This window comes from Micromonospora sp. NPDC049102, from assembly GCF_043197485.1.
Classification (GTDB): domain Bacteria; phylum Actinomycetota; class Actinomycetes; order Mycobacteriales; family Micromonosporaceae; genus Micromonospora.
In genome coordinates this window covers 1-12,481 of record NZ_JBICTE010000035.1, presented here as the reverse complement: position 1 = coordinate 12,481, position 12,481 = coordinate 1, and the positions used below count along the sequence as shown (strand labels likewise).

Annotated in this window: 13 protein-coding genes; 4 read left to right on the top strand and 9 right to left on the bottom strand. The window is 68.6% G+C overall.

Annotated features, from left to right (window positions below):
* Positions 1-10: 10 nt before the first annotated feature.
* Positions 11-562, bottom strand: a complete 552-nt coding sequence (locus ACGFH9_RS26125) for a substrate-binding domain-containing protein (protein WP_393224143.1) — start codon at positions 560-562, stop codon at positions 11-13.
* A gap of 8 nt (positions 563-570) precedes the next feature.
* Between ACGFH9_RS26125 and ACGFH9_RS26120 the strand changes: the two genes are divergently transcribed.
* From ACGFH9_RS26120 to ACGFH9_RS26110, 3 genes are all read left to right on the top strand, one after another.
* Complete coding sequence (locus tag ACGFH9_RS26120) at positions 571-909, top strand: hypothetical protein (protein WP_393224140.1); 339 nt, start codon at positions 571-573, stop codon at positions 907-909.
* Entirely contained in the window at positions 876-1,718 is an 843-nt protein-coding gene (locus tag ACGFH9_RS26115; RefSeq protein WP_393224137.1) for an IS630 family transposase, read from the top strand. Before ACGFH9_RS26120 ends, ACGFH9_RS26115 begins: the two co-directional genes overlap by 34 nt.
* Before the next feature lie 397 nt (positions 1,719-2,115).
* A complete protein-coding gene (locus ACGFH9_RS26110; RefSeq protein WP_393224134.1) occupies positions 2,116-2,460 on the top strand; it encodes a peptidase inhibitor family I36 protein in 345 nt (114 codons plus the stop codon).
* Positions 2,461-2,591: 131 nt separating this feature from the next.
* Here the strand turns inward: ACGFH9_RS26110 and ACGFH9_RS26105 are convergent, their stop codons facing one another.
* Positions 2,592-2,720, bottom strand: coding sequence for a hypothetical protein (locus ACGFH9_RS26105; protein ID WP_393224131.1), 129 nt, complete (start codon positions 2,718-2,720; stop codon positions 2,592-2,594).
* Between the two features lie 341 nt (positions 2,721-3,061).
* Between ACGFH9_RS26105 and ACGFH9_RS26100 the strand changes: the two genes are divergently transcribed.
* On the top strand, positions 3,062-3,397 hold the full coding sequence (locus ACGFH9_RS26100; RefSeq protein ID WP_393224128.1) for an L-rhamnose mutarotase: 336 nt from the start codon (positions 3,062-3,064) through the stop codon (positions 3,395-3,397).
* 161 nt (positions 3,398-3,558) lie between these two features.
* Here the strand turns inward: ACGFH9_RS26100 and ACGFH9_RS26095 are convergent, their stop codons facing one another.
* The 7 genes from ACGFH9_RS26095 to ACGFH9_RS26065 form a co-directional block, all read right to left on the bottom strand.
* The gene (locus ACGFH9_RS26095; RefSeq protein WP_393224125.1) at positions 3,559-4,965 is read right to left on the bottom strand and encodes a GH1 family beta-glucosidase; all 1,407 of its coding nucleotides are present in this window, start codon (positions 4,963-4,965) and stop codon (positions 3,559-3,561) included.
* Positions 4,962-7,202 carry an alpha-xylosidase gene (yicI, locus tag ACGFH9_RS26090; RefSeq protein ID WP_393224122.1) on the bottom strand — a complete coding sequence of 747 codons (2,241 nt, stop codon included), beginning with the start codon at positions 7,200-7,202 and terminating at the stop codon, positions 4,962-4,964. The genes ACGFH9_RS26095 and yicI overlap by 4 nt, the downstream gene beginning before the upstream one ends.
* Positions 7,199-8,065 carry a carbohydrate ABC transporter permease gene (locus tag ACGFH9_RS26085; RefSeq protein WP_393224119.1) on the bottom strand — a complete coding sequence of 289 codons (867 nt, stop codon included), beginning with the start codon at positions 8,063-8,065 and terminating at the stop codon, positions 7,199-7,201. The genes yicI and ACGFH9_RS26085 overlap by 4 nt, the downstream gene beginning before the upstream one ends.
* Positions 8,066-8,075: 10 nt before the next feature.
* Positions 8,076-9,044, bottom strand: coding sequence for a carbohydrate ABC transporter permease (locus ACGFH9_RS26080; RefSeq protein WP_393224117.1), 969 nt, complete (start codon positions 9,042-9,044; stop codon positions 8,076-8,078).
* 67 nt (positions 9,045-9,111) lie between these two features.
* Positions 9,112-10,416, bottom strand: coding sequence for an ABC transporter substrate-binding protein (locus ACGFH9_RS26075; RefSeq protein WP_393224114.1), 1,305 nt, complete (start codon positions 10,414-10,416; stop codon positions 9,112-9,114).
* Positions 10,417-10,502: 86 nt separating this feature from the next.
* Positions 10,503-11,528, bottom strand: a complete 1,026-nt coding sequence (locus ACGFH9_RS26070) for a LacI family DNA-binding transcriptional regulator (RefSeq protein WP_393224260.1) — start codon at positions 11,526-11,528, stop codon at positions 10,503-10,505.
* Positions 11,529-11,908: 380 nt separating this feature from the next.
* On the bottom strand, positions 11,909-12,481 hold a 573-nt coding region (locus ACGFH9_RS26065; RefSeq protein ID WP_393224111.1), incomplete at its 5' end, for a transposase.

Here is a 12,481-nt window from a genome sequence, read left to right as displayed (position 1 = left end):
GGTGCCGGCATCAGTGGGGGCGACGGGTGGTCGAACGCGTCACGACCTGCCACAGGTGTCGCGGCGGAGCATCGGTGGAATGTCCGAGCGCCACCCGTGCGCAGTGGGCACCCTGCTCGCGCAGTGACTGGGCCAGGGTGGTCAGGCCGGCATCGGCGGCAGCGTCCGCGTCGTCCCAGCCGGTAAGCGTCAGGTCGTCGGGAACGCGCAGGCCGACTCGCGTGGCGGCGCGCAGGGCGCCGAGGGCGAGTTCGTCACTCATCGCGGCGATGGCGTCCGGTGGCTCGGCGCCCTGCAGCAGCTCCAGGGCGAAGGTCTCCCCTTCGGCGCTGTGGTTGACCGGGCAGACGGCCAGTCGCAGCTGCGCGGCCGGGCGGCCCGCGCCCGTCCAGGCGTCCCGGAAGCACTCCCACCGGTGCCGGGGTGACCGGAAACGTCGCGTCGACCGGGTCGTCGCCGCTGAGCAGTTGACGGGTGTGTCCGCGATCCAGCGGAAAGCCGAGCACGAGTGGGTGACGGGCCACGGCGAACGCGATCTGTCCGATCGCCGCGGCGGCGGCACGGTCGTCGATGCCGATCATCGGCATCCCCCCTGCGGTGCGGGCCGGCGTGGACCACCGCGGGCAGGCCGGTGTCGGCGAGGGCGTCCAGGACCGGGTCGTCGTCGCTGGTGGTCCACACGACGAAGCCGTCCACGGCCGCCTGCGCGACGCGCTGGGTGTCGGTGCCCGCGCCGGTGATCGGGACCAGGGTGAGTCCGACACCCTCGGCGGCGCACACGTCGGAGACCCCTGCGAGAAAGCGCGCCGCCTGTGGATCGTCGAAGGCGTAGTGTGCCGCGCCGGGAATTCGTTGAATAATTGTAGGATCGGTGGGTGGCGCGCAGAGGTCGGCCGGTGGCCGAGGTGACGTTGACAGATGAGGAACGCGCGACGTTGGTGCGTTGGTCGCGGCGGGCCAAGTCGTCGCAGGCCCTGGCGCAGCGGTGTCGGATCGTGTTGGGCTGCGCGCAAGGCAAGTCCAACCAGGACGTCGCTGTGGAGTTGGGAATTTGGCCGCAGACGGTGGGCAAGTGGCGCAACCGGTTCGTCGCGCGCCGGCTGGAAGGTCTGGTCGACGAGCCGCGGCCGGGTGCGCCACGCACGATCGGTGATGAGCAGGTCGAGCAGGTCGTGGTCGCCACCCTGGAACGCACACCGGCCGATGCCACGCACTGGTCGCGGGCGTCGATGGCGGCCGAGTCCGGGTTGTCCCGCTCGACGGTGGGCCGAATCTGGAAGGCCTTCGGCCTTCAGCCCCACCGGGTGGCGACGTTCAAACTGTCGAACGACCCGCAGTTCATCGACAAGGTCCGCGACGTGGTCGGGCTGTATCTGGACCCGCCGGAGCGGGCGCTGGTGCTGTGCGTGGACGAGAAGTCCCAGATCCAGGCCCTCGACAGATCGGCGCCGGTGCTACCGATGATGCCCGGCCTGCCCGAGCGGCGCACCCACGACTACGTCCAGCACGGCATCACCACGTTGTTCGCGGCGCCCGACGTGGCCACCGGCCAGGTCATCACCGCGGTGCACGCCCTACGGGCCCTGGAGAACGACCTACACGCCTGGGCCACCGCATGGAACGACGACCCCAAACCCTTCATCTGGACCAAGGCCGCCGACGAGATCCTCGACCGACTCGCCTCATATCTTCAACGCATTCCCGGCGCAGGACACTAGATCACCGGTAGCGTCGCGGCCAGGGCGATTCCCGACCTGGTGCCGATCGCACACGAGCCCGACGACCGCACCAGCACCATTGGCTGGTACGACAGGCGACTGATACCGCCACAAGCGGTGATACGCGGAGCTGCCCCGTGGTTCGGGCGCGCTCCGCGCCGGCAGGCGGTCGCGGGCTGCCCCCACGACCGGGGAGTCCGACAGGGCCCGCGGGTGGCAGGGCCACAGGGCTCGACCACATCGACTTTATCAATTGTGATCGATTCTTGCAGGCAGATTCCCGCCGGCATCAGGGGGCATCCATTGGTGTCCAGAGTTGGTCCAGTGGGGATCGATAGGTTCTCGTTGGTAGTACCACATTGGACGGTCGGCTAGCGCCGACAATAGAGGAGGTCCCATGAATTCACGTCGTATCCGTCACACTTTGGTGGCGCTGGGTGTGGTCTTGGCCGGGACGATGGTGGCGGCGCCGTCGGCCTCTGCGGCTACCACTGAAACCGCCTACCTGTTCGTCAACAAGGACTACCAGGGTCAGCGGTTCGTGCTGAGCAACAGTGATATTTCGCAGTTCGGTCCAGGCCTGAACGACGCCATCTCGAGTCTGCAGGTCTCCAAGGGCACCACCTGGTGCTTCTACGTCGACCCCAACTTCAGCGGTGATTATGTGCGGGCCCCGGGTCCGTACACCCTGAGCTACGTCGGCAACTACAACGACCGGTTCTCTTCGGCCCGGCGTTGCTAAGAATGTAAGCGCTGCCGGATTCGTTTCCGGTCCTTTGGTAGTCAGTGTGCTGGGCGAGGGCAGTGGGTATGCCCTCGCCCAGCCTCTTCGTCTTGATGGCTATCAGGATGATCTGGCCATCGCGCAGACGGTCAGTCCATGTGCATGACGTTGCCGGCCGGGATGTCCTCCTTGCGCACCTTCACCAGGACCAGGGTGACCAGCCCGGCGAGCATGATCAGGGTCGCGCCCCAGGCGAACGCGACGCGGTAGCCGTGCACGAGCGCCTCGACCTGGTTGACCGGGTGGCACGGTCACGCGTTCACCCGGGCGCCGTCGCGGGCCGACACCTCGTACACCTCGATCGTGCCGTGCTGCTCCTCGGCCGTGCGCCAGGTCACCACCACCCGGTAGGCGCCCCGGCAGCCGCCGCCGCAGCTCGCGCAGCCGCCGACGGTCCGCCGGTTCGTCGCTGGCCGGCGCGGTACCGGCCAATGGCGGTGTGTAACCGTCGTCGTCGGCGACCCGGTCGGGTCCTCGGCCCGGCACTGTCCACGGGCTACGGTCAGGTGCCTTCGGCACCCCTCACACGAAAGGGCACGACGTGCAACGTCATGGCTGCGTGATCCGACTCCGCCCCGAGCAGCGGGAGACCTACCTGCGGTTACACGCCGCCGTCTGGCCGAGCGTCGAGCAGACGCTGCGCGAGGCGAACTTCCGTAACTACACCATCTTTCTCCACGACGACCTGCTCTTCGGTTACTACGAGTACGTCGGCGACGACTACGAGGCCGACCTGCGGCTGATCGCCGCGGACCCGCAGACCCAGGAGTGGTGGAAGCTGACGGACCCGTGTCAGGAGTCGCTGGCCGAGCCCGGCTCGGGGGACTGGTGGGCCCCGATGCGCGAGGTCTGGCACCTCGCCGACGAGGCGACCTCGCAGGACTCCCGGGGCTAGCTAGATCGACAGCTTGCCGACGGTGCCCTCTGACTGATGACCGGGCGCTGTCTCATCCATTCCGAAGGGCAGCGCTGGACGACCGTTGAACCAATGACTGTCGACCAACTGGATGCGCTTGGCTACGGCCGAGAGCATCCAGCGTGTCGCGGACGCTCGGGTCAGTCCCGCGCCTGGTCCAGTTCGCCGGTGGCGGCGAGCCGCCGATACCAGTGCGCGCTGTCCTTCCAGGTGCGTTCCTGGGTGTCGTAGTCGACGCGGATGATCCCGAACCGTCGCTCGTAGCCGTAGCCCCACTCGAAGTTGTCGAGCAGCGACCAGACGAAGTAACCCCGCACGTCCACGCCCTGCTCGCGGGCGTCGGCCATCGCGCCGATATGCCGGCGCAGATAGTCGATCCGGCGGTCGTCGTGGATCCGGCCGTCGGCCGACACGGCGTCGTCGAAGGCCGCGCCGTTCTCGGTGATCATCAGCGGCTGGCCCGGGTACTCCCGGCCCAGCCGCAGCAGCTCGGTCAGGGCCGGCGGGTCGATGTTCCACCCCATTGCCGTGTACGGGCCGGGCTGCGGCAGGAAGTCGACGTCGTCGGCGCCGACCCACGGCGAGTGCGCCGACGCGCCGTGCCCGTCGGAGTCCGAGCGGGCCGAGTGCCCGTCCCAGGCGCGTACCAGCGTGCTCGAGTAGTAGTTGACGCCGAGCACGTCAAGCGGAACGGCGGCCACCTTCTCGTCGCCCGAGCGCACGAACGACCAGTCGGTGACCCCTGCCGTGTCGGCCAGCAGGTCGGCCGGGTACGCCCCGGTGAGCATCGGGCCGAGGAACGCACGGTTCGCCAGCGCGTCGATGCGGCGTGCCGCGTCGACGTCCGCCGCCGAGTCCGACGCCGGGCGGATCACGTGCAGGTTCAGCGTCACCGACAGCTCGGCGGTCGGCGCCAGCTCCCGGACCACGCGACCGGCCAGGCCGTGCGCGAGGTTCAGGTGGTGCACCGCCGCCAGCGCCGCCGCCGGCTCGGTGCGCCCCGGCGCGTGGACGCCGGAGCCGTAACCCAGGTACGCCGAGCACCACGGCTCGTTGAGCGTGGTCCAGGTGTGCACCCGGTCGCCGAGCGCGGCGACGATCCCCGACGCGTAGTCCTCGAAGCGCAGCGCCGTGTCCCGCACCGGCCAACCACCGGCGTCCTCCAGCTCCTGCGGCAGGTCCCAGTGGTACATCGTGGCCACCGGGCGGATGCCGCGCTCCAGCAGGCCGTCGACCAGCCGGGAGTAGAAGTCCAGCCCGGCCTGGTGGAAACGGCCGGACCCGCCCGGCTGGACCCGCGGCCAGGAGATCGAGAAGCGGTACGCGCCCAGGCCCAGCTCGGCGACGTGGTCGAGGTCCTGCGCCCAGCGGTGGTAGTGGTCGGCTGCCACGTCACCGGTCTCGCCGTTCAACGTCCGTCCGGGTGTGTGGCTGTAGGTGTCCCAGATGGACGGGCCTCTGCCGTCCTCGGTGGCCGCACCCTCGATCTGGTAGGCCGCCGTCGCCGAACCCCACAGGAAACTCTCCGGGAAGGTGCGCGCCGTCATCGTCCTGCTACCTCCGTCCCGACGACCACACAGTGGTACGCCGACGATTCACCCGCGACCAGTTCCGCGCTGCCCACCCCGTCTCGGAAGCCCACCTCGAACTCCGCGCCGGCGCCCAGGCCGGGCGACGGTATCCGTACCCGCCGCCGCTGCCCCTCCGCCGGAGCGTATAGGCGCAGCTCCACCCCGTCCGCCCACTCGTAGTCGGGCCGGTCGGCGCGCGCCCCGAACGGGATCACCGCGCCCGGCCGGACGAGCACCGGCAGGCTGTCGAACTCGTGCTTCTCGGTCACCCAGGCCGGGCCGGTGAGCTGCGCGCCGGTCACCAGGTGCGTCCACGTGCCGGCGGGAACGTAGAAGGTGACCTGGCCGTCGGCGCTCAGCACCGGCACGACCAGCACGTCGGAGCCGAGCATGTACTGCCGGTCCAGGTACGCCGCAGCCGGATCGTCCGGGAACTCCACGACCATCGGGCGCATCATGGGTGTCCCCTCGCGGTGCGCCTCCTGGGCGGCGGCCGCCAGGTACGGCATCAGGCGGAGCTTGAGCCGGGTGAAGTGCCGCAGCACGTCGACGGCCTCCGCGTCGTACGCCCACGGGACCCGGTACGAGCCGGAGCCGTGCAGCCGGGAGTGCGAGGAGAGCAGGCCGAAGGCGATCCACCGCTTGAACACGGCCGGATCGGGGGTGCCCTCGAAGCCGCCGATGTCGTGGCTCCAGTAGCCGAAACCGGACGCCGCCAGGGACAGTCCACCGCGCAGCGACTCCGCCATGGCGACGAACGTCGCCTCGCAGTCGCCGCCCCAGTGCACCGGGAACTGCTGCCCCCCCGTGGTGGCGGAGCGGGCGAACACCACCGCCTCGCCCTCTCCCCGCTCGGTCTCCAACAGCTCGAAGACCGCCTTGTTGTAGAGGTAGGAGTAGTAGTTGTGCATCCGCTGCGGGTCGGAGCCGTCGTGCCACACCACGTCGGTCGGGATGCGCTCACCGAAGTCGGTTTTGAAGCAGTCGACGCCCATGTCCAGCAGGACCTTGAGCTTGCTGGTGAACCAGGCGACCGCGTCCGGGTTGGTGAAGTCGACGAGGGCCATCCCGGCCTGCCACTTGTCCCACTGCCAGACCGAGCCGTCCGGGTTGCGGACCAGGTAGCCGGCCTGGCGGCCCTCCTCGAAGAGGTACGACCGCTGCGCGATGTACGGGTTGATCCAGACGCACACCTTCAGGTCGCGTTCGTGCAGCCGGCGCAGCATGCCCTCCGGGTCCGGGAAGGTCGCCGGGTCCCAGACGAAGTCGACCCAGTGGAACTGGCGCATCCAGAAGCAGTCGAAGTGGAACACCGACAGCGGCAGGTTCCGCTCGACCATGCCGTCGACGAACTCGGTCACCGTCTTCTCGTCGTACGAGGTGGTGAACGACGTGGACAGCCACAGCCCGTACGACCAGGCGGGCACCCGGGCCGGTCGGCCGGTCAACGCGGTGTAGCGGCGCAGCACGTCCTTCGGGGTGGGCCCGTCGATGACGTAGTAGGTGAGCGACTGCCCCTCGACGCTGAACTGGTTCTGGGCCACGACCTCCGAGCCGACCTCGAACGACACGTGCTCCGGGTGGTTTACGAAGACCCCGTAGCCGGCGCTGCTGAGATAGAACGGCACGTTCTTGTACGCCTGTTCGCTGGCCGTCCCACCATCGGCGTTCCAGATGTCCACGGTCTGGCCGTTCTTGACGAACGGGCCGAAGCGCTCGCCCAGCCCGTACACCGTCTCGCCGACGCCCAGCGCGAGCCGCTCGTGTACGTACCGACGGCCCTGGCCGTCGGTGACGATCCCGACGCTGCGGGTCGTGGACGCGGTGAGCAGCCGGTCGCCGTGCCGGAACTCGACCCGCCAGCCGTCGACGAGCGCGACCCGGGCGGTCAGTTCGCCGGCGGTCAGTGACGCGGTGATGCCGGTGATGTCGACGCTGACGGGGTGCGTGCCGTCGGTGGTCACCGCGAAGCGCGGCTCGCGGGGCAGTCCGCCGCTGTGGTGACCGATTGTCACCCCGACGACGCCGGGTGCGGGGGAGAAGAACCGGACGGTGACGACGGGCCGGTTGAGGGTGTCGCCCCGACCGGTGATCTGACCGGCCGGCGCGAAGACGGTGAAGCCGCTCTCGTCCGGCTCGACCGATTCCACCGCGCCGGGGCGCAGCACGCTGACCCCCGGGCGCAGTTGCCAGTACCCGTCGGTGAACTTCACTTCTCGGCTCCTGCCGTGATGCCGCGCGCCAGAGTGCGCTGGAAGATGAGGAAGAAGAGAATGGCCGGCACCAGGCTGATCAGCGCTCCAGCGTTCGTCGTCGGGGCGTCCATCAGACGGTCGCCCTGCAACGACGCGAGCGCTACCGGGATGGTCTGCGTCTGGTTGTCGATCAGCATGACCAGCGGGATGAGGAACTCGTTCCAGGTCCAGATGAAGAAGAAGATGAGGAGTACGGCCAGGGTGGGTCGCAGGTTGGGGAAGACCACCCTCCACAGCACCGTCCACTTGCCGGCGCCGTCGAGCGCGGCGGCCTCCAGCAGCGAGCGGGGGAAGGTGCCCAGGACCGAGGCCAGCAGGTACGTGCCGAACGCGCTCTGGATGACGGTGAAGATGATGATCACCGCGAGTCTCGTGTTGTAGAGGCCGACCTCCTTCGCCACGTAGTACAGCGGATAGATCAGCGCCTCCTGCGGCAGCATGTTGGCCAGCAGGAACAGCCCGACGATCCACAGTCGGCCGCGGACCCGACCGATGCCCAGGGCGTACGCGTTGAGCAGGGACACGATGACGCCGAGTACCGCCACGGAGCCGGCGATGAGGGCCGAGTTCCACAGCTTGAGGGGGAAGTTCACCTCGGTCCAGTACGTCCGCAGGCCCTTGGTGTAGAACTCGCCCGGCCAGCTCAGCGGCCCACCCGACGAGTAGTCGCCGGGCGACTTGAACGCGTTGAGCAGCATGAACGCGAACGGCACCAGCATGACGAGCGCGCCGAGGGTCACCAGGGCGAGCACGACCCAGCGACCGACGCCGCGGTGGTGCCGATCGCGGATACGCCGGGTCGCCGGGGCTTGGTTGCCCATGACAGCCATCTCAGAACCCCCGGTCCCGGCGCTCGGTGCGCGCCTGCCACCAGATGAAGACCCCGGCCACCACGACGATGATCAGTGTGAGCAGGGTGGAGATCGCCGAGCCGTAGCCGACCTGGAGCTTCTTGAAGAAGGTGTAGTAGGCGAAGTAGGACGGCACGTTCGTGGCGTTCTCCGGGCCGCCCCGGGTGAGCGCGAAGATCGGCCCGAACACCTTCAACGCGGCGATGGTGCAGGTCAGGGCCACCACGAAAGTCTCCGGCCGGATCTGCGGCAGGGTGATCGCCCGGAACCGGTGCAGCCAGTTCGCGCCGTCCACCTCGGCCGCCTCGTACAGCTCCGGGTCCACCCGCTGCAACGCGGCCATGAACACGACCACCGGGTAGCCGATCTGCACCCAGATCATCACCGCCATCACCGCCGGTAGGGCCGTGTCCGGGTCGCCGAGCCAGTCGTGGCGCAGCGCGCCGAGGCCGACCGCGTCGAGCAGGCTGTTGAACGCGCCGTCGGGCCGCAGGATCCAACCCCAGACGATGCCCGCGACCACCACGGGCAGCACCTGCGGAAGGTAGAAGGCGGCCCGCAGGCCGGCGGCGGTCCGCGGCTGGAACCGGCGGCCGATGACGTCGAAGAGCACCGAGGCGAGCAGCAGCCCGAGCAGGGTCGGCACCACCACCATCGCGACGATCATCGCCAGGGTGTTGCGGAACGACGCCCAGAACACCTCGTCGTCCAGCAGGCGCTGGTAGTTGTCGAACCCGACGAAGGTGGGGTCGCCGATGCCGGACCACTTGGTCAGCGACAGGTAACCGGTGCCGACCAGCGGCGCGCCGATCACCAGGAGAAACAGCACCGCCCCGGGGAGCAGGTAGAGCCAGTACGCCGCGTCGCGGCCGCGCGGTCGGCGGCGGGGCTCCGGCAGGGTTGGCGTCGCCGTCGGGCGCGCGGCCTCGACGGTCTCGGAGACTGCCATGGAAGGTCCTTCCCGGCGGGGTGGGCGGGCACTCCGGTCGTGCCGGTCGCGCCCGCCGCTCGCCGTGTCACTTGCCGGTGATCTCCTTGACGCCATCGGCGTACGGCTTGGCGATCGTGTCGAGCACCTGGTCCGGGGACTTCGACCCGTTGATCAGGCCCTGGAAACCGCCGACCAGCACGTCGTAGTAGCCGGGCACCGGCCAGTCCGGGTAGAAGGCCAGCCCGTCCTGCTTGCTGACGGTGTTGAAGTCCTCGCTCAGCTTGCGGTCCTTCGGGTCGCTGATCTTGGAGGCGTCGGCGGCCACCGGGACACCACCGTTGTTGCCGATGAGGTCCTGGATCTCCGGACGCAGCGTGATGTCGATGAAGTCGTACGCCAGGCTCTTGGCCTTGCTGTTCGACGGAACCACCCAGATGTTGCCCGACGACCCGGCGTTGAGGGTGTTGCCGGGGAAGAGGAACGTGTCCCAGTTGGCCTTCATCTCGGCCTTGAAGCGGCCGTACCACCAGCTACCCGAGACGATCATGGGGGTCTTGCCGGCGATGAACGCGGTGCCCATGTCCTCGGCCTTGAGGCTCGCCGAGTTCTTGGCGACGTAGCCCTTGCGCACCCAGTCGGCGAACGTGTCCGCGCCGTACTTCAGCGGTTCGGCCTTGAAGTCGACCGGGTTCTTGTAGAGCTGGTAGTTGTCGACGAACTGCCGGTCGGCCTTGGAGAGCGCCAACTGGTAGAAGAGCTGCCCGGCCGGATACTCGGCCCCGGCCATGCCCAGCGGAGTGATCTTCTTGCTGACGAAGGTGTCCATCGCGGCGGTCATCTCCGCCATCGTGGTCGGCACCTTGACGCCGTTACGGTCGAACAGGTCCTTGTTGTAGTAGACCGTGACGTACTCGCCGTAGTTGGGTACGCCGAACCAGTTGCCCGACCCCATCACGCCCTTGTCGCTGTACCGGGCGGTGGTCTGGAGGCTGGCGCTGAGCTTGCCGGCCCAGCCGCGCTTGTCGGCCTCGGCGCTCAGATCGGTGAGCAGACCCTGCGACGACAGCAGACCGGCCGTCGCGTTGCCCTTGTTGTACTCCATGATGTCCGGACCCTCGGACGAGTTGATGATCATGCCGGCGTTCTGCTGGATCTGTTCGAACGCCTTGCGCTCGAAGCGCACCTCGACGCCTGGATGCTCGGCCTTGAAGATCTCGATCGCCTTGTTCCAGCCGACCCCCATCGCGCTGTTCTCGCTCTCGTAGTGCCAGAGCTTGAGGGTCTTGGCCCCGCTGTCGTCCTCGCTCTCGCCGCCGCCACAGGCGGCCACGGTGGTCGTCGCTGTCGCCGCCAGGGCGATCGCCGCGACGATCCGGCGGAATCGCTGCATTGCTATCCTCCTCGTTGAGTATCGAGCCCGGTATCTCACTGGGCCCGTCGTCGCGTTGCCGCGCGGCGGCGGGCCGTCTTCACTGGTCAGCCCCTATGCGATCGGTCTGGTCGCGGCGCGCCGGTCGATCCCCGGATCTCCAGGACACACGGCAGCAGTTGCTGGTGGCGCTCGTCGCCGGGCCCGTCCAGGTGCCGCACCAACGCCTCGATCGCGATCCGACCCAGGGTCGAACCGGGCGACGTCATCGCGGTCAGCGCCGGAGTGGCCAACTCGGCGACCTGCGGCGAGGTGACCATCGAGACCACCGATACGTCGTCGGGCACCGACAGCCCTCGCCCGGTCAACTCACCGAGGATGCCGAAGAGCGCCGTCTCGTTCATCGCCAGCACGGCGGTCAGCTCCGGGGCGCGGGCGAGCGCGGCCGCCAGGGCCGCCCGCCCGCCGGCCGCGCTGTCCTCGGCCGGGATCATGATCGGCTCCAGGCCGTGGCCGGTCATGGCCGTGACAAAGGCATCCCGGGTACGCAACGCCGGGCCGTAACCGCTGGCGAGCGTCGCCGCCGAGTGGTTGACGTAGACGATCCGGCGATGCCCCAGACCGACCAGGTGCGCCACGGCCTCCCGGACGGTCTGCTCGAAGTCGATGTCGACGAAGGAGAGCCCTGCGGCGTCGCCGGTGCGTCCGATCAGCACCAGCGGCACACCCGCCTCCTGGAGCACCGTGACCCGCTCGTCGGCGAGCTGCACCTCCATCAGCACCACGCCGTCGAGCATCCGCTGGGCGGCCAGCCGACGCAGGTCGTCCAGGTCCCCACCGCCGACCGGTGAGAGCACGAGGTGGTAACCGACCGCGCTGGCCGCAGCGGCGGCACCGGTGACGAACGCTGTCTCGGTGGCACCCAGACCACGCTCGTCCATCGGCATCAAAAGGCCCAGGATGCGGCTGCGCCGGCTGGCCAGCCCCCGGGCCATGGCGTTGGGCTGGTAGTCCAGCTCGGCCATCGCCGCGAGCACCTTGGCGCGGGTGGCCTGGGAGATCGGCCGGATGCCGGTGAGCACGTACGACACGGTGCTCACCGATACCTGCGCGAGGCGGGCGACGTCGTGCATCGTGGCCACCGCGCACCTCCTCCGGCCCGGCGGTGGAACGCTTCCCATTGATCGTCGAAGCGTTTCGACTAAACGTTTCGACAGACGCTAGGACACCTGTTACGGCAGCGTCAATAGTCGATGTCGAGAAGAAGTCCGAGGGCTCCGAGCCGCGACACGCAAACGACGCCTCGGTACGCCTTACCGCACCGAGGCGTGCCCCGGCGCCGACAAAGCACGCAAACCTGAACGCTTCGTCGACCGTAAGTGCAAGATCGGCGCGAGCGGGTAGGTCCTACGGGGGTTCTTGCCCGCCGGGGTTCAGCATGATCGTGCTCGATCCAGGATGTAGTGGCCTCGTTGTAGGAGGAGGCCACTACATCCAGGACAACGCCGTTGTGTTAGGGCTGTGGCCGGGAGTCAAGGTCTTCTTCGAAGATTGTGATCTCGGTGTGGAGGCTGTAGGTCTGCGTGGTGGCTGGGTGCTGGCTGGCGTTTGGGCTCGATTTGCTGGTGGGGTTCTTGCGGGAGTGGGCTTTGACGCGGGGGCGACGCCGTGTGGGTAGGAGGTCGGCCAGGACGGCTGTGCCTATTGCGCCGAGGAGGTCGGCGCGGTCGTGTGGGAGGACTGCGCTGGCGGTGGTGATCGTGTCGAGGGTGGTTTCGATGAGGATGGTGAAGCTGATCCGGTCCATGTTCAGGCCTGGTTGGGTGCGGGTAGCGTCTGCGGCTGCGCGGATCAGGGTTTGGTAGGCGGTGAGCAGGGCGTATGCCTTTTGTTCGAGGCCGGGGATGCTGTGGGAGCGTAGGACGCGGCCGTCGAGCATGGTCGCTTTGATGGAGTAGTAGGTGGTTTCGGCTTGCCAGCGTTCGTGGTAGGGGTCGACGAGCTCGCCGGCGGGATAGCGGGTGTGGTCGGTCAGGCTAGTGATCAGCCGCCATTGCTCGCGGCGTGTCGTGCCGTCGGCGAGGGT

Bases quoted from the DNA above. Each gene is read 5' to 3' on its own strand.
- ACGFH9_RS26120 (WP_393224140.1), top strand. From the start codon at position 571: ATGCCGATCATCGGCATCCCCCCTGCGGTGCGGGCCGGCGTGGACCAC.
- ACGFH9_RS26110 (WP_393224134.1), top strand. From the start codon at position 2,116: ATGAATTCACGTCGTATCCGTCACACTTTGGTGGCGCTGGGTGTGGTC.
- ACGFH9_RS26095 (WP_393224125.1), bottom strand. From the start codon at position 4,965: ATGACGGCGCGCACCTTCCCGGAGAGTTTCCTGTGGGGTTCGGCGACG.
- ACGFH9_RS26085 (WP_393224119.1), bottom strand. From the start codon at position 8,065: ATGGGCAACCAAGCCCCGGCGACCCGGCGTATCCGCGATCGGCACCAC.
- ACGFH9_RS26080 (WP_393224117.1), bottom strand. From the start codon at position 9,044: ATGGCAGTCTCCGAGACCGTCGAGGCCGCGCGCCCGACGGCGACGCCA.
- ACGFH9_RS26075 (WP_393224114.1), bottom strand. From the start codon at position 10,416: ATGCAGCGATTCCGCCGGATCGTCGCGGCGATCGCCCTGGCGGCGACA.
- ACGFH9_RS26070 (WP_393224260.1), bottom strand. From the start codon at position 11,528: ATGCACGACGTCGCCCGCCTCGCGCAGGTATCGGTGAGCACCGTGTCG.